Genomic DNA, 26,194 nt, shown 5'->3' with positions numbered 1-26,194 from the left:
GCACCTTAAATGGTGCGGGTGACTACGACCGATCGCCGGGCCGTGCTGCTCGCCACCGCCGGTCTCGCGCTGACCGCCGGATGCGGTACCACCGGGGCCGTCGCCCACCCCGCGCGCGCCTCCGCCGGCTCCCGTCCCGCTCCCCTCCCCGCCCAGCTCACCCACGGCCCCCGCGACCGCCCCCGACTCGCCCTCACCTTCCACGGCGGCGGCGACCCCGCCACGGCCCGCGCCCTGCTCACCGAGGCCGAACGGCACGGCGCCCGCGTCACCGTGCTCGCCGTCGGGACCTGGCTCGACGAGCACCCCGACATGGCCCGCCGCGTCCTCGACGGCGGACACGAACTCGGCAACCACACCCTCCACCACCTCGACATCAACGCGATGTCCGAGGCCGAGGCCAGAGCGGAGATCGTGGGCTGCGCCGAACGCATCCGGCGCCTCACCGGATCCGCCGGGACCTGGTTCCGCCCCTCCCGCACGCCCACCGCCTCACCCCTCGTCACCCGGCTGGCCCGGGAGGCCGGCTACCCCCACGTCCTCTCCTACGACGTCGACTCCCTCGACTTCACCTCGCCCGGCGCCGCGGCCGTCGCCCGCACGGTGCTCGGCGAGGCCCGCGCCGGATCCGTGGTCAGCCTGCACTTCGGCTACGACGACACGGTCGCCGCCCTCCCCGCCGTACTGGAAGAACTCGACCGCCGCGGCCTGGCCGCCGTGACCACCACGGAGCTGTTCACCTGATGCACCGCACTCTCGTCAGACACGCCCTGATCGCGGGCGCCGCGCTCGCCGCCCTCGCCGCCTGCGGCACCGGACCGCACGACCCGCACGCCGCCGCGCACCACGGCACCGAGGCGGCCGCCCCGGCCCCGGTGAAACCGGTGCGGAAACCGGCCGACGGGCTGCCCGGGATGCCGCCCGTCCTGGACCCGAAGGACGTCTACGCGGCCGACCGGCCCGGCAGGCTGTCACCGGTGGTCAAGGACTTCCCGTCGCGCGTCTACGTGCCCAACACCGAGTCCGACACGGTGTCCGTGATCGACCCGCGCACGTACGAGGTCGTCGACACGATCCGGGTCGGCCGGCAGCCCCAGCACGTCGTGCCGTCCTGGGACCTGAAGACCCTCTGGGTCAACAACAACCGCGGGCACACCCTCACCCCGATCGACCCGAGCACCGGGAAGGCCGGCAAGCCCGTCGAGGTGCACGACCCGTACAACCTCTACTTCACGCCCAACGGCCGGTACGCCGTCGTGATGGCCTCCCTCGACCGCGAGCTCGTCTTCCGCGACCCGCACACCATGGAGCGGAGGAAGACGGTCCCGGTGAGCTGCTACGGCGTCAACCACGCCGACTTCTCCCTGGACGGCCGCTACTTCATCGTCTCCTGCGAGTTCAGCGGCGAGCTGCTGAAGGTCGACACCGAGCGGATGAAGGTGATCGGGCAGCAGAAGCTCCCCTTCGACGGGGCCATGCCCCAGGACGTCAAGGTCTCGCCGGACGGCAAGCGCTTCTACGTCGCCGACATGATGGCCGACGGCATGTGGGTCCTGGACGGCGACACCTTCGGCAAGCCGACCCTGCTGCCCACCGGCAAGGGCACCCACGGCCTCTACGTCAGCCGCGACTCCCGCGAGATGTACGTCTCCAACCGGGGCGAGGGGACCGTCTCCGTCTTCGACTTCACCCAGAACCGGCTGACCAGGAAGTGGCGGCTCCCCCAGGGCGGCAGCCCCGACATGGGCGGTGTCTCCGCCGACGGCAAGGTCCTGTGGCTGTCCGGCCGCTACAACTCCGAGGTCTACGCCATCGACACCCGCACCGGCGCCCAGCTCGCCCGCGTCAAGGTCGGCAGCGGACCGCACGGGCTCGCGGTGTACCCCCAGCCGGGGCGGTACTCACTCGGCCACACCGGCATCTTCCGCTGAACCGCGGGCGTCCCGCGGCACCGTGGCGAGCAGCACCGCCTCGGCGCCCACCGGACGGTAACCGGCCGCCTGGAACGCCCGCATGCTGCGGGCGTTCCCCGGGGACACCTGGGCCCACAGCGGCTCCGCGACGAGATGCCTCGCCGCGGTCACCAGCGCCCGCCCCAGACCCCGGTGCCGTACGTCCTCGTCCACTTCGACCGACACCTCGAGGCGCCCGCCGACACCGCGTCCCGTCACCAGCACCCCGCCCTCCGCCGTCCAGGCGCGGACGGAGTCGCGCCGCCTGCGGGCGTACGTGATCCGGGGATGCCGGGCGTCCTCGATCTCGCGCAGCGCGAGCGGCGGTCCGCCCGGCAGCGGGTCGGCCACGAGCATCGCGTCGATCGTCTCGGACCTGCGCCCGGTCCGGTCCAGGAAGGCGGTCAGGAACCGCGGGTTCATGGTCGCGGCCAGTGCGTCGCAGTCCAGGCCGCGCAGGGTGGCGCGGACCCACTCGGGGTCCTCGTCGGTGAAGACGACCGAGTGCGCCGTGAAGGACAGCACGCCCGCGTCCCGGTGGCAGGTCTGCGGTACGACCGTCGTGCCCCCGTCCGCGGGCGGGAACACCCCGCGGGCCGCCGCGTCGAGAATGTCCCGCAACGTCTCCATCACACCGCTCCTCGCCTCACCCACCGGAACGCCCACACTCGCAGACATGATCGGGGACGGCACCGGGGTTTCCACGGGTGGTCGCCGCACCGGCACTCGGACCGGGCCGCTAATCTGACCTGCGGCAGCAAGCCGGCAGGACACGACACAGGCAAGAAAAGGGGCGGACCGGTGGCGCACATCGACATCGAGGAAGCACGCAAGCAGTTCGAGCGGATCGATGCGGACGGGGACGGCGCCATCACCGCCGCCGAGTTCAAGTCCGCCCTGGCCCAGGGCGGCGACTGGAACGTGACCGAGTCGGTCGCCGAGGCGATCATCAAGAGCCGCGACCTGAACGGCGACAAGCTCCTGTCGTTCGACGAGTTCTGGGCCTTCCTGAACAAGTAGGACCGACGGTGAAGGGGGCGCCCGAGGGCGCCCCCTTCGTCATGCCCGGCCCCGGCTGCGGAGCCGAACCGTCCAGCGGCCCTCCCGGCGGTCCAGGACCAGCGGCAGGTCGAAGCACTTGCCGACCTGGTCGCCGGTGAGGACCTCGGACGCCCGGCCCTGTGCGAGGACGCGGCCCTCGCGCAGCAGCAGCGCGTGACTGGTGCCCGGCGGCAGCTCCTCCAGGTGGTGGGTGACCAGGACCGTCGCCAGTGCCGGATGCCCGCGGCGCAGCACGTCCAGGGCGTCGATGAGCTGCTCGCGGCCCGGGAGGTCGAGGCCCGTCGCCGGTTCGTCGAGCAGCAGGAGCCGCGGCTTTGGCATCAGTGCCCGGGCGATGAGCGTCCGTCCGCGCTGCCCGTGGGAGAGGGTGGGCCAGCGGGCGTCGGCGAGGCCGGCGAGGCCGAGGGTGTCGACGAGCCGGTCGGCCCGGTCCCGCTGCTCCGGCGTGGGCCGCCACCGGGGGAGCGGGGCGACGGAGTTGGTCAGCCCGGTCAGGACGACGTCCCGGACCCGCAGCGGCGCGGTGAGCGGATGGCGCGGGTCGACATGGCCGACGTGGGCGCGCAGTTCCCGCAGGTCGACCCGGCCGAGCCGGCGGCCCAGCACCTCGACCGTGCCCCGGGTGGGGTGCACCAGGGCGCCCAGCAGGCCGAGCAGCGTGGACTTGCCCGCCCCGTTGGCGCCCAGGAGGGCCCAGTGCTCGCCCGCCCGGACGGTCAGGGAGACCTCCTGGAGGATCGGCTTCCCGTCCCGGACGAGCCACACGTCCTCGGCGCGCAGGACCTCCCTCACCGCAGCGCCCGGTTCGTCGCGGACAGCACGGCCCGGACGGCGGCGGCCGGGCCCACGCCGGCGCCCCAGGCGGTCGTACGGCCGTCGACGCGGCACTCGGCGTAGGCCGCCGTGCCGTCCTCGGTGAAGTCGACTACCTCGACGGCGTACCCGGCACCGGCGAGCGCGTCCACGAAGGCCGAGAGCGCGCTGCCGCCCGTGCCCTCGTGGTCGCCGACGCGGTCGTCGCACTCCAGCGTCCCGACGAAGCGGTGGACGCCGGGTGCCTCCTCGTACGCCGTCCCGTCGTGCAGCCTGACCTCGCCCTCCGTGAGATAGCGGGCCCGGAACAGCTCGTACAGCTCCTTCGGGCTCATCTCCCGGCCGCTGGTGTCGGTGGCCTCCTGCACGGCCCGGGCGAAGTCGGGGCGCATGCGGGGCGGCAGGTCGAGGCCGTGGTGGGTGCGCAGCAGCCAGGCCGCCCCGCCCTTGCCCGACTGGGAGTTGACCCGGATGACGGCCTCGTACGACCGCCCGAGGTCGGCCGGGTCGATCGGCAGGTAGGGGACCTGCCAGGGCTCGTCCGGGTGCTCGTTCCGGTGGGCGAGGCCCTTGCTGATGGCGTCCTGGTGGGTGCCGGAGAACGCGGTGTGGACGAGGTCGCCCGCGTACGGGTGGCGGGGGTGCACCGGCAGCCGGTTGCAGTGCTCGACCGTCTCGCGGACGGCGTCGATGTCGCCGAGGTCGACCATGGGGTCGACCCCTTGCGCGTACAGGTTCAGCGCGAGGGTCACCAGGTCGACGTTACCGGTGCGCTCGCCGTTGCCGAACAGGCAGCCCTCCACCCGCTGGGCACCGGCCAGCAGGGCGAGTTCGGCGCAGGCGACACCGGTGCCGCGGTCGTTGTGCGGGTGGACGGAGAGGATCACGGAGTCCCGCCGGGCCAGGTGGCGGTGGACGTATTCGATCTGGTCGGCGTAGACGTTCGGGGTGGCGATCTCGACGGTCGCGGGCAGGTTGTGGGTGACCGGCCGGTCCGGGCTCGCGTCCCACAGCTCCGTCAGCCCGTCGCACAGCTCCAGGACGAAGTCCGGCTCGGTGAGGTTGAAGGTCTCGGGGGAGAACTGGAAACGGACGGCTGTGCCGTGCAGGGCCTCGGCCCGCCGTGCCATGTGCGTCGCGGCCTCCCGCACGGTCCGCCCCACCTGCTCGCGGTCCCGGCCGAGGACGACGTCCCGCCACACCGGTGAGGTCGCGATGTACAGGTGGACGACGGCACGCGGCAGACCGGCGACCGCCTCGAAGGTCCGGTCGATCAGGTCGGCGCGGGCCGGGGTGAAGACGACCGGGGTGACGTCGTCGGGGACGGCGCCGCCCGCCACCAGGTGCCGTACGAAGTCGAAGTCGGCGCGGCTCGCCGAGGGGTAGCCGACCTCGATCTCCTTGAACCCGGTGCGCACCAGCAGGTCGAAGAAGCGGCTCTTGCGGGCGGTGTCCATCGGCTCGGCGAGGGCCTGGTTGCCGTCGCGCAGGTCGACGGGGACCCAGAGGGGGGCGCGCTCGATGCGGGCACGGGGCCAGTTCCGGTCGGTGACCGGGACGGTCACCCGGTCCTGGAAGGGGCGGTAGCGGTGGAAGGGCATGGGGCTCGGCCGCTGCGGGTTCCAGACGGTGGTCACGCTGTTCCTTCTGCTCGGTCTGGGGAGGACCGGCAGCACGGCGTCCCGCGGCGGGGTGCCGGTCGCGTCAGGCCCCGCCGCGGCAGCCGAGAAGAAGGAGACCGCTGAGCGTCATGCCGGTAGGCTAGCCACTCCTCAGGTCCTCAGACAAGTGAGAATGCACCGAGTACCGTCCTTGCCCCTCGCACGAGTTGGTGAAGCACCGATGCCGCTAGGCCCCGTCCGCCCCAGCCCCCTGGTCGAACAGGCCGCCGAGCGGCTGCGCGAGCAGATCGCCGCCGGGCACTGGCCCGTGGGCGCCAGGCTGCCCGGCGAGACGACGCTCGCGAGGGAGCTCGGTGTAGGCCGTTCCACGGTCCGCGAGGCGCTGCGGGCGCTGGCCGGGGCGGGGCTGGTGCGGGCGCGACAGGGCGCGGGTGTCTTCGTGACCGCGACGGAGGCGGTCGAGGACTGGCCCACGCGGCTGCGCCGGGCCGCGGTCACGGACGTGTACGAAGTCCGCATGGCGGTGGAGGTCCACGCGGCCCGCCTCGCCGCGCGCCGCCGCACCCCCGAGGACGTGACGGCCATGGAACCCGCGCTGGAGGGCCGACGGGCCGCTTCCGCGTCCTCCGACGCGGCCTTCGTCGACGCGGACATCACCTTCCACGCGGCGGTGGTCGCGGCCGCGCACAACCCCGTGCTCGCCGACCTGTTCCGGGAGTTCACCCCTGTCCTGCGCGAGGGCCTGGTCGAGCTGCTGGCCCTGACCGGGCTGCGCGAGGACGACCCCAACACCGCGGACGCGGCCCACGAGGCCCTGGTCCGGGCGGTGGCGGACGGGGACGCGGAGGGAGCGGCGGAGATCCTGCGCGCGGAGCTGGAGGATCCGTTCGCGGGCTAGACGATGTCGAGCGGCCGGTGCGGGCCGTCGGGCAGCTCCACGCCCACGGCATCCCCGGGCCGCACCGCACCCCCGCGGACCACGACGCTCATGATCCCGGATCTGAACAGCGACCGCCCGTCCTCGCCGCGGCCCACGACCCGCTTCAGCAGCCCCTTCTGGAACCGGTCGATCTGCGCGCACGGGTTCCGCAGGCCGGTCACCTCGACGACGGCCTCCTCGCCCAGGTGCAGCAGGGTTCCCGCCGGCAGCCCGAGAAGGTCGACCCCGCGTGTCGTGACGTTCTCCCCGAGCTCCCCGGCGCCGACCTCGAAGCCGGCCTCCCGGAGCTCGTCGAACAGCTCCTCGTGCATCAGGTGCACCTGCCGGAGGTTCGGCTGCGAGGGGTCCTTCCGCATCCGGAAACGGTGCTTCACCGTCGCCCCGCCGTGGACGTCCCCCTCCACACCGAACCCGGCGAGCAGTGTGATGCTCTCGCGGTTCGGCTTGCTGAAGGAGTACGCGCCGTTGCTGCTGACCGCAGTGATCGTCCCACCCATGCCCGAAGCCTAAGGGGGGACGCGCGATCAGGCGTCGGCCGCCCATTCCCGCAGGGCCGCCTTGCTCGCGAAGTCGGCTACGTTCTTGTCCACGGGGTCGTCGGTGTACTGGTGGAAGCGCCACTTGGCCTTGATGCGCGGCTTGCCGGCCGTGACGTAGTCGGCGATCCAGAGTCCGTCACCGGCGTACGACGTGGTGTCGACGTTCAGCCAGTAGTGCCGGTTCGTGTAGAGGACGACCCGGTTGTTCGGCCGGAGCTGGCGCACCTTGCGGATGAAGGAGTCCTTCTCCGCGTTGCTCGCGTGGGTGCCGTCGCCCGTGGTCTCCCAGTCGACCGCGAGGATGTCGCCGCCCTTCTCGGGGGCGTGCTTGACGAAGTACTCGGCCTGGGCGGTGAGGTTGCCGGGCCACAGGAAGTGGTAGAAGCCGACGACCAGTCCGGCGTCGCGGGCGTGCTTGGTCTGCGCCGAGAGCTTCGGGTTGGTGTAGGAGCGGCCCTCCGTCGCCTTGATGAAGACGAAGGAGAGGCCCTCGGTGCTGAAGGCGGAGGACTGGTACGCGCTGACATCGATGCCGCGGAGCATGTGGGGGCTCCTTGAAGTGAGAGTGGGGGAACGGGAGTTGATGATGCCCCACCTGCCCCGCGGGAGAACCTCGGACACGGCCCGCCCGAGCCTCCGCCGACGCGGCAGCCCGCTCCGACCTCCTCCTCCGCCCGACCGGCGGAGGGATATGCGGGAGACACGCCGCACAGGTCCGCCATGCCCCGACTGGAGTCGTTTTCCGGCTTCACGGACGTGTCACTGCCGGCTGCCCCCGAGACGGATGAATCGTCAGGAAGTGCGAGCGTCGGAGTTCTCGCGGTTTTCGAGGACCTCGGCCATGTGTGTCTGCGCCCAGTTCCGGAGGCCGCGTGTCACGTGGTGAAGCGAGAGGCCGAGGCTGGTCAGTTCGTAGGTGACGGTGACGGGGACGGTTGGCGTCACGGTGCGGGTGAGGAGGCCATCGCGCTCCAGTGACCGCAGCGTCTGGGTCAGCATCTTCTGACTGACCCCGGCCAGAAGACGGCAGATCTCGGAGTAGCGCATCGCCCTCGGAGCGTCTGCGTGTGCTGCACCGGGCTTGCCGGGGCTGTTGTCGCCGCCCAGCGCACACAGGATCAGGACGACCCACTTGTCCGAGATCCGGTCGAGCAACTGCCGGCTGGGGCACCCTGCCAGGAACGCGTTGTACTCCACCTTGGCCTGAGCCCTCTTCTGGGCCGCCTTCGCCGTCGTCACTGGTCACACCTCTCACCGATGGGTGGGTTACGCACTCCGAAGTGCCTACTTCCCCACAGGAAGTTTCTCTCCAATGCTGATGCAGGGAGGCAGCAGGCGCCACCCCGAGTGCACGGCGAAAGGCAACAGGATGAGCACACCTTCCCTCTCTCTCCCCGGCGGCACCTGGACTCTGGGTGACCTGACCGTCACGCGGTTCGGCTACGGCGCCATGCAACTGGCCGGCCCGTGGGTCATGGGACCGCCCACCGATCGCGAGGGTGCCCTGGCCGTTCTGCGTGAAGCGGTCGACCTCGGTATCACCCACATCGACACCAGCGACGCCTACGGGCCGCGCATCACCAACGAGCTGATCCGCGAGGCACTGCACCCCTATCCCGAGTCGCTGCACATCGTGACCAAGGTGGGCGCGACCCGCGACGAACAGGGTGGCTGGCCCACGGCCCGGCGACCCGAGGATCTGCGCCGCCAGGTCCACGACAACCTCAGGTCCCTCCGGCTCGACGTACTCGACCTGGTCAACCTGCGACTCGGCAACGCCGAAGGTCCCCAACCGGGCTCGCTCGCCGAGGCGTTCGAGACGCTCGTGGAACTCCAGCAGCAGGGCCTGATCCGCCACCTCGGGGTCAGCAACGCCACCGAGGAGCAGGTCACCGAGGCACAGAGCATCGCGCCGATCGTGTGCGTGCAGAACATGTACAACCTCGCCCACCGCCACGACGACAAGCTCATCGACCGGCTCGCCGCCGAAGGCGTCGCGTACGTGCCCTTCTTCCCCCTCGGGGGCTTCACCCCGCTTCAGTCCTCGGCGCTCTCGGCGGTCGCCGCCCGACTGAAGGAGACCCAGATGTCCGTCGCACTGGCCTGGCTGCTGCAGCGATCACCGAACATCCTGCTCATCCCCGGCACGTCATCGACAGCGCACCTGCGCGAGAACATCGCCGGCGCGGGACGCTCCCTGTCTCCTGAGGACTTGACCGCGCTGGACGACATCGGCCGCTGAGTCCCGGGTGGCGGAACGGCCCACACGGCACGACCGGAGCCACCGCTGCGATCTCGGCCCCGGTCACCTTCGGGCGATCGGGGCCGCATCAGGTCAGGGGCTGTCACCTCAGCATTCGATGATGTTGACCGCCAGACCCCCGCGCGCCGTCTCCTTGTACTTCACGCTCATGTCCGCCCCCGTGTCCTTCATCGTCTTGATGACCTTGTCGAGGGACACCATGTGGGAGCCGTCCCCCCGCAGCGCCATCTTCGCCGCCGTGACCGCCTTCACCGCGGCCATGCCGTTGCGCTCGATGCAGGGGATCTGGACCAGACCGCCGACCGGGTCGCAGGTGAGGCCGAGGTTGTGCTCCATGCCGATCTCGGCGGCGTTCTCGACCTGTTCGGGGGAGCCGCCGAGGACCTCGGCGAGGGCGCCCGCGGCCATCGAGCAGGCGGAGCCGACCTCGCCCTGGCAGCCGACCTCGGCACCGGAGATGGACGCGTTCTCCTTGAAGAGCATGCCGATGGCGCCCGCGGCGAGGAGGAAGCGGACCACGCCGTCCTCGTCCGCGCCGGGAACGAAGTTCACGTAGTAGTGCAGGACCGCGGGGATGATGCCGGCCGCGCCGTTCGTCGGGGCCGTCACGACCCGGCCGCCGGCCGCGTTCTCCTCGTTGACCGCCATCGCGTACAGCGTGATCCACTCCATGGAGTAGGCCAACGCGTCGCCCTCCGCCCGCAGTTGACGGGCCGTCATGGCGGCTCGCCGGCGCACCCGCAGACCGCCGGGCAGGATGCCCTCCTGCGACATGCCCCGGGACACACAGGACTGCATCACGCGCCAGATCTCCAGCAGCCCGGCCCGGATCTCGTCCTCCGTGCGCCAGGCGCGCTCGTTCTCCAGCATCAGGGAGGAGATCGACAGGCCGGTCTCCTTGGTCAGGCGCAGCAGCTCGTCACCCGTGCGGAAGGGGTACTTCAGCACCGTGTCGTCGAGCTTGATGCGGTCCTCGCCGACCGCGTCCTCGTCCACGACGAAGCCGCCGCCGACCGAGTAGTACGTCTTCGACAGCAGTTCCGCGCCCGAGGCGTCGTACGCCCACACCGTCATGCCGTTCGCGTGGTACGGCAGCGCCTTGCGCCGGTGCAGCACCAGGTCGTCGTCGAAGGAGAAGGGGATCTCGTGCTCGCCGAGCAGCTTCAGCAGGCCCGCGGCCCTGATCTCCGCCACCCTGTCGTCCGCGCCCTCCACGTCGACCGTGCGGGGGGACGCCCCCTCCAGGCCGAGCAGCACCGCCTTCGGGGTGCCGTGACCATGGCCGGTCGCGCCGAGGGAGCCGTACAGCTCGCAGCGGACCGAGGCGACGGCGGGCAGCAGGCCCTCGTTGCGCAGGCGGCGGGCGAACATGCGGGCCGCGCGCATCGGGCCGACCGTGTGGGAGCTCGACGGGCCGATGCCGATCGAGAACAGGTCGAAGACCGAGATGGCCACGGGAACTCCTTCAAAAAGGGTGGGGGCACGCGTCGTCGGGTGCCCCCACCGTGGAACTACTTGCTCAGGCCGGGGTACAGCGGGTGTTTGTCCGCCAGCGCCGCGACCCGGGCCTTGAGGGTCTCGACGTCGTACGACGGCTTCAGCGTCTCGGCGATCACGTCCGCGACCTCGGCGAAGTCCTCGGCCGTGAAGCCGCGGGTGGCCAGGGCCGGCGTGCCGATCCGCAGCCCCGACGTCACCATCGGCGGGCGCGGGTCGTTCGGGACGGCGTTGCGGTTGACCGTGATGCCGACCTCGTGCAGACGGTCCTCGGCCTGCTTGCCGTCCAGCTCGGACTCGCGCAGGTCGACGAGGATGAGGTGGACGTCGGTGCCGCCGGAGAGCACGTTGACCCCGGCCGCCCGGGCGTCGTCGGCCGTCAGTCGCTCGGCGAGGATGCGCGCGCCTTCCACCGTACGCCGCTGGCGCTCCTTGAACTCCTCCGAGGCCGCGACCTTGAAGGACACCGCCTTCGCCGCGATCACGTGCTCCAGGGGGCCGCCCTGGAAGCCCGGGAACACGGACGAGTTCAGCTTCTTCGCGAACTCCTGCCGGGCGAGGATGATGCCGCCGCGCGGGCCGCCCAGCGTCTTGTGGGTGGTGGAGGTGACCACGTCCGCGTGCTCGACGGGGTTCGGGTGCAGCCCCGCCGCCACCAGGCCGGCGAAGTGGGCCATGTCGACCCACAGGTACGCCTCGACCTCGTCGGCGATCCGGCGGAACTCCGCGAAGTCGAGCTGCCGCGGGTACGCGGACCAGCCCGCGATGATCACCTTGGGCCGGTGCTCCTTGGCGAGCTTCTCCAGCTCGGCCATGTCGACCAGGCCGGTCGCCGGGTCCACGTGGTAGGCGACCACGTCGAACTGCTTGCCGGAGAAGTTCAGCCGCATCCCGTGGGTCAGGTGACCCCCGTGCGCCAGGTCCAGGCCCAGGATGGTGTCGCCGGGCTGGGCCAGCGAGAACAGCGCGGCCTGGTTCGCGGAGGCACCGGAGTGGGGCTGGACGTTGGCGTACTCGGCGCCGAACAGCTCCTTGAGCCGGTCGATCGCGATCTGCTCGGCCACGTCGACGTGCTCGCAGCCGCCGTAGTAGCGGCGGCCCGGGTAGCCCTCGGCGTACTTGTTGGTGAGGACCGAGCCCTGCGCCTCCATGACCGCGAGCGGAGCGAAGTTCTCCGAGGCGATCATCTCGAGCGTGGACTGCTGCCGGCCCAGCTCGGCGTCGACCGCGGCGGCGATCTCCGGGTCGAGCTCGTGAAGGGGCGTGTTCAGTGCGGACATCAGGTGCGGACTCCTCAGCCGGCGGAAAAGGCGGTGTACTCGTCGGCGGAGAGCAGGTCGGCCGGCTCCTCCGTGACGCGTACCTTGAACAGCCAGCCGCCCTCGAAGGGGGCGGAGTTCACCAGCGCCGGGTCGCTGACGACGTCCTCGTTGACCTCGGTGACCTCACCGGAGACGGGGGAGTACAGGTCGGAGACCGACTTGGTCGACTCCAGCTCGCCGCAGGTCTCGCCCGCGGTCACCGTGTCACCGACCTCCGGGAGCTGGACGAAGACGACATCGCCGAGCGCGTTGGCCGCGTGCTCCGTGATGCCGACCGTCGAGACGCCGTCCTCGGCGCCCGACAGCCACTCGTGCTCCTTGCTGTAGCGAAGCTGCTGGGGGTTGCTCATGGCCTGAATTCTCCTGTACGCGGGGAAGTGCTGGTGAATGGGGGACTGCGGAGGGCGTGCGTGAGCGACGGCTCCGTGCTCAGCATCGCCTGTGCGGCTACTTCTGGCGCTTGTAGAACGGCAGCGCCACGACCTCGTACGGCTCGTGGCTGCCCCGGATGTCCACGGCGACACCCGTCGTGCCCGGCGCGGCGTACATGGCGTCGACGTACGCCATCGCGATCGGCTTGCCCAGCGTGGGGGAGGGGGCGCCGGAGGTGACCTCGCCGATCACCTTGCCCTCGGCGACGACGGCGTACCCGGCGCGGGGGACCCGGCGGCCCTCGGCGATCAGGCCGACCAGGACGGGCGGCTCGTGGTTCGCGTTCTCCGCGGCCTCGCGCAGGGCGGCGCGGCCCACGAAGTCACCCTCCTTGTCGAACTTCACCACTCGTCCGAGCCCGGCGTCGAAAGGCGTCAGTTCGCGCGAGAGCTCGTGCCCGTACAGCGGCATGCCCGCTTCCAGGCGCAGGGTGTCCCGGCAGGACAGCCCGCAGGGGACGAGCCCGACGCCCTCGCCCGCCTTGGTGAGCGCCTGCCACAGTTCGACCGCGTGCTCCGGCTTCACGAACAGCTCGAAGCCGTCCTCGCCGGTGTACCCGGTGCGCGCGATCAGCGCGGGCACCCCGGCGACCGTGCCCGGGAGACCGGCGTAGTACTTGAGGCCGTCCAGGTCCGCGTCGGTCAGGGACGCGAGGATCCCGGGCGACTCCGGCCCCTGCACGGCGATCAGGGCGTAGGCGTCCCGGTCGTCGCGCACCTCGGCGTCGAAGCCGGCCGCGCGCTCGGTCAGGGCGTCCAGGACGACCTGGGCGTTGGAGGCGTTGGCGACCACCATGTACTCGGTCTCGCCGAGCCGGTAGACGATCAGGTCGTCCAGGATGCCGCCGTCTTCCTGGCAGATCATGGTGTAGCGGGCCCGGCCGACACCGACCGAGGCGATGTTGCCGACGAGGGCGAAGTTCAGCATTGCGGCGGCCTGCGGTCCGGTCACGGTGATCTCGCCCATGTGGGAGAGGTCGAAGAGCCCGGCCCTGGAGCGGACCGCGAGGTGTTCGTCGCGCTCGGAGCCGTACCGCAGGGGCATGTCCCAGCCGGCGAAGTCGGTCATCGTGGCACCGAGGGAGCGATGCAGGGCATCGAGCGCGGTGAGACGGAGTTCAGAACTGCTCATCGGACGGTCGTCTCCAAGGATCCCAGGACATGGGTGTGACGGGCGAGGTATTCCTCCCCATCTGTCATCGGAACCTGAGAGGTTCGCCATGAACGACATGGCTTGCACCTTGGGTGGGGCCGCCTTCGAGTCGGCGGCCCGCTTTTCAGATGTGCCTCGCCCGCGCGGTAACGGGGCCTGAGAGATTCAAGGGAGGGACTTGCTCCTTCGGCGCCCGGGTACACGTACCCGGAACTCTCCCGCGCGGATTCAAGCGGCCGGTATGCAGTTGGCGCGGACATCATTGCACGCCTCGGATGCCGACGGCAGGGCCGCGTCCGGCCCCTCTCTCTGTAACCGGCTTGTGGCGGTACGCGTACAGAAACGCGAGAGATCATCCATTACCTTCTCTTTACGCTCGGTGGGGAGGGGAACCCCGACCCCGGAGGAGGACGATGACGGTGAACAGGACCAGGGCGTACGCGACGACCTCGGGGCTCGCGCTGCCGGAGCAGTCCACGGCCCCTGCCGTCGAGGCGCTGGGCGCCCGCCCGGTCGTCCGTGACCTGCGCGACCGCGCCGGCCGCAGTCCGCACGCCCTGCTCTTCGGCCCGGGGGACCTCGTCGTCATCACCGGCCTGCCCGGCAGCGGCAAGTCCACCCTGATGAAGCGCGCGGTCAAGGGGATCCGGATCGACTCCCAGGACACCCGCGACCGTTGGGACGCCAAGCTGTCCCGCTTCCTTCCGTACGCCGTCTACCGCCCCCTGGTCCGGCTCGCGCACTACGCCGGACTGCGCCGCGCCCTGCGCTCCGGCGAGGGGGTCGTGGTGCACGACTGCGGGACGCAGGCCTGGGTGAGGCGCTGGCTGGCCCGCGAGGCCCGGCGCCGGGGCGGCACCCTGCACCTGCTGCTGCTCGACGTCACGGCGGACACCGCGCTGGAGGGCCAGCGCGAGCGCGGCCGGGGCGTCTCGCGGTACGCCTTCCGGCGGCACCGCGGCGCCGCCGCCCGGCTGATCCGCTCCGTGGAGCGGGGCGATCTGCCCCAGGGCTGCGGCTCGGCGGTGCTGATCGACCGGGACGCGGCGGACGTGCTGCGGCGGATCGGGTTCGCCGGCTGAGGCGTGCGCTCTCCCGGGCCGGACCACCCGCGCGCCGCACCCGCTAGCCTTTCAGCCACATCAACAGCGGTTCACAGCAGGCGGTCAGACAGATGGACTTCCCGGCGGATCTTCCCGCGGACTTCCCAGGGCAGGCGCACCCGCACCCCCATCCGCACGGCGGATGGCCCGGCAACGAGCTGGAGGAGGTGCTCTCGGCCTCCCTCGGCGTGCCCTCGGCGGGCGGCCGGATCATCGAGGTGCTCGGCCGCAGCTTCGTCTGGATCCCCCTGCCGAACGGTGGCGGCCCGCACAGCGGCCCCCTCGACCTGCCCACCCTGGAGATCGACGGCCAGGCGTTCGTCCCGGTGTTCAGCTCCGAGGAGCAGTTCCGCCAGGTCGTCGGCGGCCATCTGTCGTACACCATCGCCCCGGCGGTGGAGTTCGCCCGCGGTCTGCCCCCGCAGGTGGGCATCGCGGTGAACCCCGACGGCGTGGTCGGCGTGCCCCTCCCGCCCGCCGCCGTCGCCGACCTGTGCCGGGTGGGGCGCACCCCGCTGGACGGGCCCAACACCGGCGGCCGGGTCAAGCTCTACGAGCCGGACTGGCAGGACGACCCGGTCGACTTCCTGGCCGCCGCGTCCGCCGAGTTCGCCGCCACGGGAGTGGTCCTGACGGCCCGTCGCTGCCTGGCCGCCATCGAGACCGCCGACCCGGTCATGTTCGTGGGCGTGGAACTCTCCCAGTGGGAGGGCGACCTGCGCACCCTGCCGATGGACGCCCTCGGCCGGGCCCTCGGGCGGACCCCGGTGCCGTGGCCGGTCAACCTGGTCCTGCTGGACGTGGCGGACGACCCGGTGGGCCACTGGATGCGGGGACAGGTACGGCCCTTCTACACGCAGGGGACCTGACTCTCGGGGGCGCGATCAGCCCCCGCGACCCGCAGTCGCACAGGGCAGCGGGAGCCGGGCTCCCGGGCGCTTAAGCTGGTTTCATACTCGGGGCAACTTCCAAGAAGGGCGATACGACGTGAGCGCCAGCGGCACGGGCACCGCGACCGGCACGGTCGAGCACATGCTGCGCCAGGTGACCCCCGGGCGCTACGACGCGTACGAGGCGCTGCTGCGTGCCCTCGCGACCCCGAACAACGGCCAGATCTGGATGCTCCTGTGGCACGGCCAGGCGGGCTCCCCGGACGCCCAGTACGGGAACATGGAGGTCGACGGCTACGGCTACGCGCCCTGTGTGACCTCGGCGCAGGAGCTGAGCGCCAGCGGCTGGAACCGTTCGTACGAAGTGGTCGACGGCATCGACGTGGCCCGCACGCTCTACCCCGACCACTACGGGCTCTGGCTCAACCCGCACGCCCCCGGCGGCGGGGTCGGCATCCCCTGGCTCGACCTGCGCCGCATCGCGACCGGCCTGGAGCGCCAGCCGGCCGGTCCGCTCCGGCTGTCCGAACCCGGTATCGAGGTCCCCCAGTTCTACGCCCTGCTCGTGCAGAACGCCCACCGCACCCCGGCGGTCCGCTCGCTGCGCCGCGCCTGGGTGCAGCCCGCGCTCGGGGCGCCGTACCTCGCCATCGGTCTGGACGTGTACGACACCAGTCCCTCGGCCGTGGACTCGGTGCGCGCGATGATGCAGCAGTCCATCGGCGCCGTCCCGGAGGGGCTGCCGGTGTCGACCGTGGCGATGTCCGACGAGTACGACCCGGTGGCGCTGTGGATGCGCGCCGGTGCCCGTCCGTTCTACGACCGCGAGGCCCACGGCTCGCCCGCCCAGGCGCCGGCCTCCGGGTACGGCTACCCGCCGGTCCGCGGTGGTTACTGAGAGCGATGACAACCCGTTCGGCTCGTTTGGGTAACAGCCCCGTTTCTTCGCGCGTAGATAGCGGAGGTTCGTCCCGAACATCACTTATTGTGCCGTTCTGTCCCAACTGGCATACGTCCGAGGGGCGTTACCCGTTGTTCGGATAACGGAATCCCTCGTACTGCATCACGGTTACGCATACTTTCTTCGTCAGACCTGGCGGGTGATCGCAGCGAAGCTGAAGACTCCCCAGGCAGACGCAGGATCAGACGTTCCTGCGAGCTGAGCAAGTCGACAAAGCCGTAATCCACGGCAGGTGTAGGCCGGTCACCACCGGCGAGAGGGGTCGGGTCACTGTGACCGCACCGATCGAGACCACCGGGGCGCAGGCCGAGGCGCAGCCGGAGGCTGTCCTTGCCGGCGCCGGCAAGGGGCAGATCGAGGGCCGTTCCCTGGGGCAGATCGCCTGGTCCCGGTTCAAGAGGGACAAGGTGGCGGTCGCCGGCGGTGTGATCGTCATCCTGCTGATCCTGGTCGCGGTGCTGTCCCGGCCCATCCAGGCCCTGTTCGGTCTGGACCCGAACGCCCTGCACCAGGACCTGATCGACCCCAACACCTCGCTCCCCAAGGGCGCCTGGGGCGGCATGAGCTGGGACCACCCGCTCGGTGTCGAGCCGAAGTTCGGCCGCGACATCGCCACCCGCATCCTCGAGGGCTCCTGGGTCTCGCTGGTCGTCGCCTTCGGCGCCACGATCCTGTCCAACACGATCGGCGCCGTGCTCGGCGTGGTCGCCGGCTACTACGGCGGCCGGGTCGACACGATCATCAGCCGGCTGATGGACACCTTCCTGGCGTTCCCGCTGCTGCTCTTCGCCATCGCCATCTCGGCCACCCTGCAGGGCGGTGCCTTCGGGCTGGAGGGCCTGCCGCTGCACATCAGCGTGCTGATCTTCATCATCGGCTTCTTCAACTGGCCCTACCTGGGCCGCATCGTGCGCGGTCAGACACTGGCCCTGCGCGAGCGGGAGTTCGTCGACGCCTCGCGAGGGATGGGGGCCAAGGGCCCCTACATCCTCTTCCGGGAGCTGCTGCCGAACCTCGTCGGCCCGATCATCGTCTACTCGACGCTGCTCATCCCGACCAACATCCTCTTCGAGGCGTCCCTCAGTTTCCTCGGCGTCGGCATCCAGCCCCCGCAGGCGTCCTGGGGCGGCATGATCAACCAGGCGGTCGACTACTACCAGGTCGACCCCCAGTTCATGATCGTGCCTGGTCTGGCCATCTTCGTGACCGTCCTTGCGTTCAACCTGCTCGGTGACGGTCTCCGCGACGCTCTCGACCCGCGCAGCCGCTGACCTGCGGCCGCGGTGAGAGTCCACAAGATTTCCGACAATTGAAGGGGAAGCAGACCATCATGCGAAGGTCAGCGCTGGCCGCAGTGGCGGCCATCGGCAGTGCGAGCCTGTTGCTCTCGGCTTGCAGCAAGGCCGATGACAACGGTGGAGACGAAAACAAGTCGGCTGGGGCCAACGCAGCGACCAAGGGTGTCGTCAACGCCTCCACCCAGAAGGGTGGGACGGTCACGTACGAGTACTCCGACGTCCCGGACTCCTTCGACCCCGGCAACACGTACTACGCCTACATGTACAACCTCAGCCGGCTCTACGCCCGCCCGCTGATGACCTTCGCGCCCGGTGCGGGCGAGGAGGGCAACAAGCTGGTCCCGGACCTCGCCGAGAGCGCCGGCCAGCCGAGCGACGGCGGCAAGACCTGGACGTACAAGATCCGTTCCGGTCTGAAGTACCAGGACGGCACGCCGATCACCTCGAAGGACGTCAAGTACGCCGTCGAGCGCTCGAACTTCGCGCGTGACGTGCTCTCCCTCGGCCCGAACTACTTCCAGCAGTTCCTCCAGGGCGGCGACAAGTACAAGGGTCCCTACAAGGACAAGAGCGCCGAGGGCCTGAAGTCCATCGAGACGCCGGACGACAACACGATCGTCTTCAAGCTCAACCGCGCCTTCCAGGAGTTCGACTACCTGGTCGCCACGCCGCAGACGGCCCCGGTGCCGCAGTCCAAGGACACCGGCGTCGACTACGTCAAGAGCATCGTCTCCTCGGGCTCCTACAAGTTCCAGAGCTACAAGGAGGGCCAGCAGGCCGTCCTCGTGCGCAACGAGAACTGGGACGCGAAGACCGACCCGCTGCGCAAGCAGTACCCGGACAAGATCGTCGTCAAGCTGAAGGTCAACGCCGAGACGATCGACCAGGACGTCCAGGCCGGCGACGCGATCGACCTCGGTGGTACCGGTGTCCAGGCCGCGACCCAGGCCAAGGTCGTCAACGACGCCAACCTGAAGTCGAACACGGACAACACCTACGGTGGCCGTCTGGTCTACATGGCGATCAACACCCAGGTCGCGCCGTTCGACAAGGTCGAGTGCCGCAAGGCCGTCCAGTACGCCATCGACAAGGTCTCCGTGCAGACCGCCGAGGGCGGCCCGATCCGCGGTGACATCGCCACCACCGTCCTGCCGCCGGACATCCCGGGCTACGAGAAGGCGGACGTCTACGCGACCACCGGCAACAAGGGCGACGCGGCCAAGGCCAAGGAGCAGCTGAAGGCCTGCGGCAAGTCGAGCATCAACACCAACATCTCGGCCCGCAGCGACCGTCCGCAGGAGATCGACGCGGCCACCGCGATCATCGCCTCGCTGAAGAAGGTCGGCATCAACGCCAGCCTGAAGCAGTACCCGTCGGGCAAGTACTTCACCGACTACGCCGGTGTGCCGACCTTCGACAAGAAGCAGAACATCGGTCTGCACATGATGCAGTGGGGTGCCGACTGGCCCTCCGGCTACGGCTTCCTCCAGCAGATCCTGCACGGTGACGCGATCGGTGCCTCCGGCAACACCAACCTCTCGTACCTGAACGACAAGCAGATCAACGAGATGCTGGAGAAGGCCATCGCCACCGAGGACGACACGGCGCGCAACGCCCTGTACGCCCAGATCGACAAGCGTGCGATGGACCTGGCGGCGCTGGTCCCGCTGACCTACTTCAAGGTCCTGCTGTACCGCCCGGCCGGCTTCACCAACCTGGTGTCCACGGCGGCCTTCAGCGGTCAGTACGACTACCTCAACATCGGCACGACCAAGAAGTAGCCCCGGAAGGCAGGTGAAGGCATTGGTGCCCGTGGGCTTCGCGGCCCACGGGCACCAGCGCCGGTCCCCGTGATCTCGTACATCCTCCGTCGGACGTTCGCGGCAGTGATCCTGCTGTTGGTCGTCACCGCGGTCACCTTCGCGATCTTCTTCCTGCTGCCACGGATGGCCGGCCAGACCGCCGACCAGCTCGCGCAGCAGTACCTGGGCAAGAGCCCGTCGAAGGCCGACATCCTCGCGGTCAAGCAGAACCTGGGTCTGGACGACCCGCTGTACCTGCAGTACTGGCACTTCATCAAGGGTGTCGTGTCCGGGGCCACCTACAACCTGGGTCCCACGACCGCGCACTGCGACGCGCCGTGCTTCGGCTACTCCTTCAAGACCCACGAGGCGGTCTGGCCGCAGCTCACCTCGCGCATCCCGGTGACGGCGTCGCTGGCCCTCGGTGCCGCCGTGCTGTGGCTGGTCTCCGGTGTGGTGATCGGTGTGATCTCCGCGCTCAAGCCCGGCAGCTTCTTCGACCGCAGCTTCATGGGCGTCGCGCTCGCCGGTGTCTCGCTGCCCATGTTCTTCACGGGCAACCTGGCGCTGCTGCTCTTCACCTACCAGTGGCCCATCTTCGGCCGCACCTATGTGCCGTTCACGGAGAACCCGGCCCAGTGGGCCAACACCCTCTTCCCGGCCTGGTGCTCGCTCGCTCTGCTGTACTCCGCCATCTACGCCCGGCTGACCCGTTCGGGCATGCTGGAGACGATGAACGAGGACTTCATCCGCACGGCCCGCGCCAAGGGCCTGCGCGAGCGCAACGTGGTCGGCCGGCACGGCCTGAGGGCAGCGCTGACGCCGATCATCACCGTGTTCGGCATGGACCTGGGTCTGCTGCTCGGCGGTGCCGTGATCACCGAGACCGTCTTCTCGCTGCCCGGCATCGGTCAGTACGCGGTCCAGGGCATCACCGACAACGACCTGCCCCCGATCCTCGGCGTCACCCTGCTGGCCGCCATCTTCGTCGTAGTCGCAAATCTCCTGGTGGACCTGTTGTACGCCGCCGCCGACCCGCGGGTGAGGCTCTCGTGACCGAACTCTCCAAGACCGGCGCCGCTCTGGGCGAGCCCGCGCCCGGCAACGCTCCCGACGCCTTCCTCGCGGTCCGCGACCTCAAGGTGCACTTCCCGACCGACGACGGACTGGTCAAGTCCGTGGACGGGCTCAGCTTCCAGGTGGAGAAGGGCAAGACCCTCTGCATCGTCGGCGAGTCCGGCTCCGGCAAGTCCGTCACCTCGCTGGCGATCATGGGTCTGCACCGGCTCGGCGCACGCGGCAAGAACGTGCAGATGTCCGGCGAGATCTGGCTGGGCGGCAAGGAGCTGGTCTCCGCCGACCCGGACGAGGTGCGCCGGCTGCGCGGCCGCGAGATGGCGATGATCTTCCAGGACCCGCTGTCCGCGATGCACCCGTACTACACGATCGGCAACCAGATCGTGGAGGCGTACCGGGTCCACCACGACGTCAACAAGAAGACCGCGCGCAAGCGGGCGATCGAGATGCTCGACCGGGTCGGCATCCCCGAGCCCGGCAAGCGCGTCGACAGCTACCCGCACGAGTTCTCCGGCGGTATGCGCCAGCGCGCGATGATCGCCATGGCGCTCGTCAACAACCCCGAGCTGCTCATCGCGGACGAGCCGACGACCGCCCTCGACGTCACCGTCCAGGCGCAGATCCTCGACCTGATCCGGGACCTGCAGAAGGAGTTCGGCTCCGCGGTCGTCCTCATCACCCACGACCTGGGTGTGGTCGCCGAGATCGCCGACGACGTCCTCGTGATGTACGGCGGCCGGTGCGTGGAGCGCGGCACCGTCGACGACGTCTTCGAGCGGCCGCAGCACCCGTACACCTGGGGCCTGCTCGGTTCGATGCCGCGCATCGACCGGGAGACCTCCGAGCGGCTCATTCCCGTCAAGGGCCAGCCGCCGAGCCTCATCAACGTCCCCTCGGGCTGCGCCTTCCACCCCCGCTGCCCGTACGCGGACATCCCCAAGGGCGATGTCACCCGTACCGTGCGCCCGGAGCTCCAGCAGGTCGGCGGCGGGCACTGGTCCGCGTGCCACCTCTCGCCGGAGGACCGCACGCGGATCTGGACCGAAGAGATTGCGCCGAAGCTGTGAGTGAGACGAAGAAGACGGACGCGGACGTGACGACCGCCCCCGACGAGCGCGAGGTACTGCTCAAGGTCGAGGGCCTCCAGAAGCACTTCCCGATCCGCAAGGGCGTCCTCCAGCGCCAGGTCGGCGCGGTCAAGGCGGTCGACGGCATCGACTTCGAGGTGCGCAAGGGCGAGACCCTCGGCGTGGTCGGCGAGTCGGGCTGCGGCAAGTCGACCATGGGCCGGGTCATCACCCGCCTCCAGGACCCGACCGGCGGCACGATCCACTTCGAGGGCCAGGACATCACACGGCTGAACACCGCCGGGATGCGTCCGCTGCGGCGGGACATCCAGATGATCTTCCAGGACCCGTACGGCTCGCTGAACCCCCGGCACACCATCGGCGGCATCGTCTCGGCGCCCTTCCGGCTCCAGGGCGTGGAGCCCGAGGGCGGGGTGAAGAAGGAGGTCCAGCGCCTCCTGGAGCTGGTGGGCCTGAGCCCCGAGCACTACAACCGCTACCCGCACGAGTTCTCGGGCGGTCAGCGCCAGCGCATCGGCATCGCGCGAGCGCTGGCCCTCAAGCCCAAGCTGGTGGTGGCGGACGAGCCGGTCTCGGCGCTCGACGTGTCGATCCAGGCGCAGGTCGTGAACCTGATGGACGACCTCCAGGAGGAGCTCGGCCTCACGTACGTGATCATCGCGCACGACCTGTCCGTCGTGCGGCACGTCTCGGACCGCATCGCCGTGATGTACCTCGGCAAGATCGTCGAGTTCGCCGACCGCACCTCGCTGTACGAGGCGCCGATGCACCCGTACACCAAGGCCCTGATGTCGGCGGTCCCGGTGCCGGACCCCAAGCGCCGGGGCGGCAAGTCCGAGCGCATCCTGCTGCGCGGCGACGTCCCGTCCCCGATCTCCCCGCCCTCCGGCTGCCGCTTCCACACGCGGTGCTGGAAGGCCACGGAGATCTGCAAGACCACCGAGCCGCAGCTGGTCGAGCTGCGTCCCGGCCAGCGCGTCGCCTGCCACCACCCCGAGAACTTCGAGGACCAGGCCCCGCAGGACACCGTGCTCCTGTCGGTCGCCAAGGAGGCGGCCGAGCTGGTCGCCGAGGAGGTCCTGGCCGAGTCGGCGGAGACCTCGGCGGCGGTCGCGGCGGTGGCCGGATCCGTGCCGGGCGGCAAGGAGGCCGACGCCAAGGCCGCCGGGGAAGCGGCGGACTCGGCGGAGCAGCCGGAGCCGGAGGCCGCGGCGGACGTCGAGGCCACGGCCGCGAAGACGGGCCCGGGCGCGCGGACCGCTCCCGCGGCTCCGCTGAAGACCGGCGAGTCGAGCACGGAACCGGAAGCCGACCGTGAGGACCCGGCCGACAAGTAGGGCATGACGAGCAGGCCAGGTCCTGCACCCCCGAGCGGGAGAGCGCGGAGCAGTCCGTCGCCCTCCCGCTCGGCGCATCCCGCAACAGGCCGTGCGGGACAATGCGGTGTGCTCCAGCAACTGTTCACGCCCTCCGTCCAGCACACGCTCGACCTCGTCGGCATCTTCGTCTTCGCCATCTCCGGCGCGCTGCTGGCCGTCCGCAAGAACTTCGACGTCTTCGGCATCGCCGTCCTCGCCGAGGTCACCGCGCTCGGCGGAGGGCTGTTCCGGGACCTGATCATCGGCGCGGTACCGCCCGCCGCCTTCACGGACCTGGGCTACTTCATCACCCCGCTGCTCGCCGCCCTCCTGGTCTTCTTCCTGCACCCGCACGTGGAGCGCATCCAGGCCGGCGTGAACGTCTTCGACGCGGCCGGGCTCGGCCTGTTCTGCGTCGCCGGGACGACCAAGGCGTACGAGTACGGGCTCGGCCTCACCCAGTCGGCGACCCTCGGCCTCGCCACCGCCGTCGGCGGCGGTGTGCTCAGGGACGTGCTCGCCAACGAGGTGCCCTCACTGCTGCGCTGGGACCGGGACCTGTACGCGGTCCCGGCGATCGTCGGCGCCACCATGGTCGTGCTGTGCATCCGCTACGGCACCCTCACGCCGTTCACCAGCGGGCTCGCGGCGCTCACCGCCTTCGTACTGCGCCTGCTCGCGATGCGGTTCCACTGGCGAGCTCCGCGGGCGTGGAACCGCCGGTCGACCGTGCGTGAGGAGTAGCGCCCGCCCGGCCGTGCAGCAGCCCCATCTCCTCGGTGAGCCAGCGGAAGGCCGGGACCACCTGCGGCCGCCACAGCGCCATGTTGTGGCCGCCCGCGCTCTTCGGGACGTAGACCACGTGCACGGTCGTCGGCGCCTTCGCGACCTGTTCCAGGCCCATGGCCGCCTCGTAGCCGTCGCCCGGCTGGCCGGACTCGTAGAGCGCGACCGCGGGCGGGGTGCGGGCCTCGCGCAGCAGTACGTAGGGGTTGTTGGCGCGGCGCAGGGCGGGGGTCTCGGCCGCCAGGGAGCTGCGTTCGCCGATCGGGTCGTTGTAGCCGGACATGCTGACCGCGGCCCGGTAGCGGTTCGGGTGGGCGACGGCGAGTTTGGTCGCGCAGTGCCCGCCCGCCGAGTACCCGGCCACCGCCCAGCCGGCCGGACCGGACCGGGCGCGGAGGTTGTCGGTGACCATCTTCGGCACGTCGACGCTGAGCCAGGTGTCGGCGTTCACCGTGCCCGTGATGTTGGCGCACCCGGTGTCGACGCCGGCCAGCAGGTTCATGCGCGGGGCGACCAGGATGAAGGGCGCCACCCTGCCGTCCCGCATGAGCGGCTGGAGCCGGCTCACCGCGTGCAGCGAGCCGAACCAGGCCTTCGCCGAGCCCGGATAGCCGGAGAGCAGCTCCACGACGGGGAACCTGTGGTGCCGGTAGGCGGGTTCGCGGTACTGCGGGGGCAGCCAGACGTAGACCTCGGCGTTCACCCCCGAGACCCGGCCCTTGAGCTGGGTGACCCGTACGCCCTTCATGCCGGGCCCGGACACCTCGGAGAAGTGCTGCTTCACCTTGGGCAGGCGTTTCAGGGAGATCCCGCCGGTGCCGTCGGCGCCCAGGTTCGCGGCCTGCTGGACGTGGTCGCCGGTGCCGAGCAGGTCGGCCCAGTTGTCGTACAGGTTGTTCTGGTTGTTGACCAGCACGAAGACGAGGGCCACGGCCGTGCCCTGGGCGAACAGCACCATCACCACGCGGGCGGCGGCGCGGGCGATCCGGGGTCCCCGCAGCCGTGACCACAGGGTCAGCGGCAGCACGACGGCGACGACGGACAGCACGATCAGCGTGTAGAGGAACGCGGTCCCGGTGAGGCTCATGTCCCTGTAGAGGGGGCGGCGGCAGCGGGGGTTTACGGACGAGTGCGGACACTTACCGAGAAATTGCACGGGTCTCACCCTGGCCGGAGCGAGACGGGACGACGGCAAAGCTACCGCTTAGTAGTTGCTTGTTGTAGCGTTCAGGCATGCCAGAAGCAGCCTCCGCCACACGCGCCACGATCGGGGACAGCGAGTTCGACCGGGACACCGCGGTCACCCGCCGGGCGCCCGGCGTCTACGACATCGACCTCTCCGCGGGCTGGACGATCATCAGCGCCGTCAACGGCGGTTACCTCCTGGCGGTCCTGGGCCGCGCCTTCGCCGACGCCCTGCCGCACGCCGACCCGTTCACCGTCTCCGCGCACTACCTGACCGCGTCCCAGCCCGGACCGGCGGTGATCCGCACGGACGTCGTCCGCGCCGGCCGCACCCTCTCCACCGGCCAGGCCTCGCTCTTCCAGTACGACGAGGAGGGCCGCGAGGTCGAACGCATCCGCGTCCTCGCCTCCTACGGCGACCTCGACGCCCTGCCCGACGACGTCCGGACGACGGCGAGGCCGCCTGCGATCCCGCCCATGGACCAGTGCTTCGGCCCCGAGGACGGCCCGGCTCCCGTCGACGGCAGCTCCGCCATCACCGACCGGCTGATGCTCAAGCTGGACCCCTCGACGCTCGGCTGGGCCCTCGGCGCCCCGTCCGGCAAGGGCGAGATGCGGTCCTGGTTCGGCCTCGCCGACGGCCGGGACGCCGACCCCCTCTCCCTGCTCCTCGCGGTGGACGCGCTCCCGCCCACGGCCTTCGAACTCGGCCTCAAGGGCTGGGTCCCGACGGTCGAGCTCACCGTGCACGTGCGGTGCCGCCCCGCCCCGGGCCCCCTGCGGGTCTCCATCACCACCCGCAACCTCGCCGGCGGCTTCCTGGAGGAGGACGCCGAGGTCTGGGACACCGCGGACCGACTGGTAGCCCAGTCGAGGCAACTGGCGCGGGTGCGGCTGGGCTGAGCGGCGCCCCGGGCCCGGCGAGGTGAGGACGCCGAGCAGCTGAGGGCCCGGTTCTGGTCGCGCTCTGCCTGCCGCACAGGCGGGGGACAGGCCCAACTCACCGCAGTCCCAGGGGGCGTTGCGAGAGTTCCCGGCCTCAGGACTTCCTC

26 protein-coding genes and 1 riboswitch are annotated in these 26,194 nt (G+C 70.6%); of the genes, 15 read left to right on the top strand and 11 right to left on the bottom strand.

Features of this window, described 5'->3' with window-relative positions; all coding sequences use genetic code 11:
• The first annotated feature begins 9 nt into the window (after nt 1–9).
• Together ACIQJT_RS25315 and ACIQJT_RS25310 are read left to right on the top strand one after the other, a co-directional pair.
• On the top strand, nt 10–744 hold the full coding sequence (locus ACIQJT_RS25315) for a polysaccharide deacetylase family protein (protein WP_365460250.1): 735 nt from the start codon (nt 10–12) through the stop codon (nt 742–744).
• Nucleotides 744–1,931, top strand: a complete 1,188-nt coding sequence (locus ACIQJT_RS25310; protein ID WP_365460253.1) for a hypothetical protein — start codon at nt 744–746, stop codon at nt 1,929–1,931. Before ACIQJT_RS25315 ends, ACIQJT_RS25310 begins: the two co-directional genes overlap by 1 nt.
• Here ACIQJT_RS25310 and ACIQJT_RS25305 read toward each other — a convergent pair.
• Entirely contained in the window at nt 1,902–2,582 is a 681-nt protein-coding gene (locus ACIQJT_RS25305) for a GNAT family N-acetyltransferase (RefSeq protein WP_402646974.1), read from the bottom strand. The two genes, ACIQJT_RS25310 and ACIQJT_RS25305, sit on opposite strands and share 30 nt — an antisense overlap.
• A 171-nt stretch (nt 2,583–2,753) precedes the next feature.
• On the opposite strand from ACIQJT_RS25305, the gene ACIQJT_RS25300 reads away from it, so the two are divergent.
• Nucleotides 2,754–2,972 (top strand): EF-hand domain-containing protein, encoded by a 219-nt coding sequence (locus ACIQJT_RS25300; protein WP_359389054.1) that lies wholly within the window; start codon nt 2,754–2,756, stop codon nt 2,970–2,972.
• A gap of 39 nt (nt 2,973–3,011) precedes the next feature.
• Here the strand turns inward: ACIQJT_RS25300 and ACIQJT_RS25295 are convergent, their stop codons facing one another.
• Together ACIQJT_RS25295 and ACIQJT_RS25290 are read right to left on the bottom strand one after the other, a co-directional pair.
• The gene (locus ACIQJT_RS25295) at nt 3,012–3,806 is read right to left on the bottom strand and encodes an ATP-binding cassette domain-containing protein (RefSeq protein WP_365460259.1); all 795 of its coding nucleotides are present in this window, start codon (nt 3,804–3,806) and stop codon (nt 3,012–3,014) included.
• Nucleotides 3,803–5,428, bottom strand: a complete 1,626-nt coding sequence (locus tag ACIQJT_RS25290) for a 2-isopropylmalate synthase (RefSeq protein WP_402647043.1) — start codon at nt 5,426–5,428, stop codon at nt 3,803–3,805. Before ACIQJT_RS25290 ends, ACIQJT_RS25295 begins: the two co-directional genes overlap by 4 nt.
• A gap of 241 nt (nt 5,429–5,669) precedes the next feature.
• On the opposite strand from ACIQJT_RS25290, the gene ACIQJT_RS25285 reads away from it, so the two are divergent.
• Nucleotides 5,670–6,347: a FadR/GntR family transcriptional regulator gene (locus tag ACIQJT_RS25285; protein WP_402646970.1), complete on the top strand. Its 678-nt coding sequence runs from the start codon at nt 5,670–5,672 to the stop codon at nt 6,345–6,347.
• Here ACIQJT_RS25285 and ACIQJT_RS25280 read toward each other — a convergent pair.
• The 3 genes from ACIQJT_RS25280 to ACIQJT_RS25270 all read right to left on the bottom strand — a co-directional run bounded on the left by ACIQJT_RS25280 (nt 6,344) and on the right by ACIQJT_RS25270 (nt 8,167).
• Entirely contained in the window at nt 6,344–6,886 is a 543-nt protein-coding gene (locus ACIQJT_RS25280; protein WP_402646967.1) for an MOSC domain-containing protein, read from the bottom strand. The genes ACIQJT_RS25285 and ACIQJT_RS25280 overlap by 4 nt on opposite strands.
• Nucleotides 6,887–6,913: 27 nt before the next feature.
• Nucleotides 6,914–7,471: a glycoside hydrolase family 25 protein gene (locus tag ACIQJT_RS25275; RefSeq protein WP_007384827.1), complete on the bottom strand. Its 558-nt coding sequence runs from the start codon at nt 7,469–7,471 to the stop codon at nt 6,914–6,916.
• Nucleotides 7,472–7,720: 249 nt separating this feature from the next.
• Nucleotides 7,721–8,167 carry a helix-turn-helix domain-containing protein gene (locus ACIQJT_RS25270; RefSeq protein ID WP_365460268.1) on the bottom strand — a complete coding sequence of 149 codons (447 nt, stop codon included), beginning with the start codon at nt 8,165–8,167 and terminating at the stop codon, nt 7,721–7,723.
• A gap of 130 nt (nt 8,168–8,297) precedes the next feature.
• Between ACIQJT_RS25270 and ACIQJT_RS25265 the strand changes: the two genes are divergently transcribed.
• A complete protein-coding gene (locus ACIQJT_RS25265; protein ID WP_365460271.1) occupies nt 8,298–9,170 on the top strand; it encodes an aldo/keto reductase family oxidoreductase in 873 nt (290 codons plus the stop codon).
• Between the two features lie 108 nt (nt 9,171–9,278).
• Here ACIQJT_RS25265 and ACIQJT_RS25260 read toward each other — a convergent pair whose 3' ends face one another.
• The 4 genes from ACIQJT_RS25260 to gcvT all read right to left on the bottom strand — a co-directional run bounded on the left by ACIQJT_RS25260 (nt 9,279) and on the right by gcvT (nt 13,573).
• The gene (locus tag ACIQJT_RS25260) at nt 9,279–10,646 is read right to left on the bottom strand and encodes an L-serine ammonia-lyase (RefSeq protein WP_402646962.1); all 1,368 of its coding nucleotides are present in this window, start codon (nt 10,644–10,646) and stop codon (nt 9,279–9,281) included.
• Nucleotides 10,647–10,702: 56 nt separating this feature from the next.
• Nucleotides 10,703–11,968: a serine hydroxymethyltransferase gene (gene glyA, locus ACIQJT_RS25255; RefSeq protein ID WP_402646959.1), complete on the bottom strand. Its 1,266-nt coding sequence runs from the start codon at nt 11,966–11,968 to the stop codon at nt 10,703–10,705.
• 14 nt (nt 11,969–11,982) lie between these two features.
• Nucleotides 11,983–12,360 (bottom strand): glycine cleavage system protein GcvH, encoded by a 378-nt coding sequence (gcvH, locus tag ACIQJT_RS25250; RefSeq protein ID WP_053846966.1) that lies wholly within the window; start codon nt 12,358–12,360, stop codon nt 11,983–11,985.
• Nucleotides 12,361–12,457: 97 nt separating this feature from the next.
• Nucleotides 12,458–13,573, bottom strand: coding sequence for a glycine cleavage system aminomethyltransferase GcvT (gene gcvT, locus ACIQJT_RS25245; protein WP_402646956.1), 1,116 nt, complete (start codon nt 13,571–13,573; stop codon nt 12,458–12,460).
• A 155-nt stretch (nt 13,574–13,728) separates the two neighbouring features.
• Nucleotides 13,729–13,825: riboswitch (glycine riboswitch) on the bottom strand.
• Between the two features lie 182 nt (nt 13,826–14,007).
• Here gcvT and ACIQJT_RS25240 point away from each other — a divergent pair.
• From ACIQJT_RS25240 to ACIQJT_RS25200, 9 genes are all read left to right on the top strand, one after another.
• Nucleotides 14,008–14,676: an AAA family ATPase gene (locus tag ACIQJT_RS25240; protein ID WP_365460283.1), complete on the top strand. Its 669-nt coding sequence runs from the start codon at nt 14,008–14,010 to the stop codon at nt 14,674–14,676.
• A 92-nt stretch (nt 14,677–14,768) separates the two neighbouring features.
• Nucleotides 14,769–15,566 (top strand): enhanced serine sensitivity protein SseB, encoded by a 798-nt coding sequence (locus tag ACIQJT_RS25235; protein WP_365460286.1) that lies wholly within the window; start codon nt 14,769–14,771, stop codon nt 15,564–15,566.
• 118 nt (nt 15,567–15,684) lie between these two features.
• Complete coding sequence (locus tag ACIQJT_RS25230) at nt 15,685–16,485, top strand: enhanced serine sensitivity protein SseB C-terminal domain-containing protein (protein ID WP_053846962.1); 801 nt, start codon at nt 15,685–15,687, stop codon at nt 16,483–16,485.
• A 335-nt stretch (nt 16,486–16,820) separates the two neighbouring features.
• Nucleotides 16,821–17,819, top strand: a complete 999-nt coding sequence (locus ACIQJT_RS25225; protein WP_037711495.1) for an ABC transporter permease — start codon at nt 16,821–16,823, stop codon at nt 17,817–17,819.
• 59 nt (nt 17,820–17,878) lie between these two features.
• Complete coding sequence (locus ACIQJT_RS25220; RefSeq protein ID WP_365460292.1) at nt 17,879–19,627, top strand: ABC transporter substrate-binding protein; 1,749 nt, start codon at nt 17,879–17,881, stop codon at nt 19,625–19,627.
• 69 nt (nt 19,628–19,696) lie between these two features.
• On the top strand, nt 19,697–20,704 hold the full coding sequence (locus tag ACIQJT_RS25215) for an ABC transporter permease (RefSeq protein WP_020139913.1): 1,008 nt from the start codon (nt 19,697–19,699) through the stop codon (nt 20,702–20,704).
• Nucleotides 20,701–21,792 (top strand): ABC transporter ATP-binding protein, encoded by a 1,092-nt coding sequence (locus tag ACIQJT_RS25210; RefSeq protein ID WP_053846961.1) that lies wholly within the window; start codon nt 20,701–20,703, stop codon nt 21,790–21,792. The genes ACIQJT_RS25215 and ACIQJT_RS25210 overlap by 4 nt, the downstream gene beginning before the upstream one ends.
• Nucleotides 21,789–23,150, top strand: coding sequence for an ABC transporter ATP-binding protein (locus ACIQJT_RS25205; RefSeq protein WP_402646950.1), 1,362 nt, complete (start codon nt 21,789–21,791; stop codon nt 23,148–23,150). The genes ACIQJT_RS25210 and ACIQJT_RS25205 overlap by 4 nt, the downstream gene beginning before the upstream one ends.
• 108 nt (nt 23,151–23,258) lie before the next feature.
• Nucleotides 23,259–23,915, top strand: coding sequence for a trimeric intracellular cation channel family protein (locus ACIQJT_RS25200; RefSeq protein WP_402646948.1), 657 nt, complete (start codon nt 23,259–23,261; stop codon nt 23,913–23,915).
• Here the strand turns inward: ACIQJT_RS25200 and ACIQJT_RS25195 are convergent.
• The gene (locus ACIQJT_RS25195; RefSeq protein ID WP_402646946.1) at nt 23,824–25,044 is read right to left on the bottom strand and encodes an alpha/beta hydrolase; all 1,221 of its coding nucleotides are present in this window, start codon (nt 25,042–25,044) and stop codon (nt 23,824–23,826) included. The two genes, ACIQJT_RS25200 and ACIQJT_RS25195, sit on opposite strands and share 92 nt — an antisense overlap.
• 146 nt (nt 25,045–25,190) lie before the next feature.
• Between ACIQJT_RS25195 and ACIQJT_RS25190 the strand changes: the two genes are divergently transcribed.
• Nucleotides 25,191–26,045 (top strand): thioesterase family protein, encoded by an 855-nt coding sequence (locus ACIQJT_RS25190; protein WP_402646943.1) that lies wholly within the window; start codon nt 25,191–25,193, stop codon nt 26,043–26,045.
• Nucleotides 26,046–26,194 lie beyond the last annotated feature (149 nt).

Origin of the sequence: Streptomyces sp. NPDC091972 (assembly GCF_044756385.1) — a bacterium.
Taxonomy (GTDB): Bacteria; Actinomycetota; Actinomycetes; order Streptomycetales; family Streptomycetaceae; genus Streptomyces.
Note: the sequence above shows the minus strand (reverse complement) of the source record. Positions and strands in the feature narration are given on the sequence as shown.

Coding starts and splice junctions, on each gene's coding strand:
- ACIQJT_RS25315 (WP_365460250.1), top strand. CDS start 10: ATGGTGCGGGTGACTACGACCGATCGCCGGGCCGTGCTGCTCGCCACC.
- ACIQJT_RS25310 (WP_365460253.1), top strand. CDS start 744: ATGCACCGCACTCTCGTCAGACACGCCCTGATCGCGGGCGCCGCGCTC.
- ACIQJT_RS25305 (WP_402646974.1), bottom strand. CDS start 2,582: ATGGAGACGTTGCGGGACATTCTCGACGCGGCGGCCCGCGGGGTGTTC.
- ACIQJT_RS25290 (WP_402647043.1), bottom strand. CDS start 5,428: ATGCCCTTCCACCGCTACCGCCCCTTCCAGGACCGGGTGACCGTCCCG.
- ACIQJT_RS25285 (WP_402646970.1), top strand. CDS start 5,670: ATGCCGCTAGGCCCCGTCCGCCCCAGCCCCCTGGTCGAACAGGCCGCC.
- ACIQJT_RS25280 (WP_402646967.1), bottom strand. CDS start 6,886: ATGGGTGGGACGATCACTGCGGTCAGCAGCAACGGCGCGTACTCCTTC.
- ACIQJT_RS25275 (WP_007384827.1), bottom strand. CDS start 7,471: ATGCTCCGCGGCATCGATGTCAGCGCGTACCAGTCCTCCGCCTTCAGC.
- ACIQJT_RS25265 (WP_365460271.1), top strand. CDS start 8,298: ATGAGCACACCTTCCCTCTCTCTCCCCGGCGGCACCTGGACTCTGGGT.
- glyA (WP_402646959.1), bottom strand. CDS start 11,968: ATGTCCGCACTGAACACGCCCCTTCACGAGCTCGACCCGGAGATCGCC.
- gcvH (WP_053846966.1), bottom strand. CDS start 12,360: ATGAGCAACCCCCAGCAGCTTCGCTACAGCAAGGAGCACGAGTGGCTG.
- gcvT (WP_402646956.1), bottom strand. CDS start 13,573: ATGAGCAGTTCTGAACTCCGTCTCACCGCGCTCGATGCCCTGCATCGC.
- ACIQJT_RS25240 (WP_365460283.1), top strand. CDS start 14,008: ATGACGGTGAACAGGACCAGGGCGTACGCGACGACCTCGGGGCTCGCG.
- ACIQJT_RS25235 (WP_365460286.1), top strand. CDS start 14,769: ATGGACTTCCCGGCGGATCTTCCCGCGGACTTCCCAGGGCAGGCGCAC.
- ACIQJT_RS25220 (WP_365460292.1), top strand. CDS start 17,879: ATGCGAAGGTCAGCGCTGGCCGCAGTGGCGGCCATCGGCAGTGCGAGC.
- ACIQJT_RS25195 (WP_402646946.1), bottom strand. CDS start 25,044: ATGAGCCTCACCGGGACCGCGTTCCTCTACACGCTGATCGTGCTGTCC.
- ACIQJT_RS25190 (WP_402646943.1), top strand. CDS start 25,191: ATGCCAGAAGCAGCCTCCGCCACACGCGCCACGATCGGGGACAGCGAG.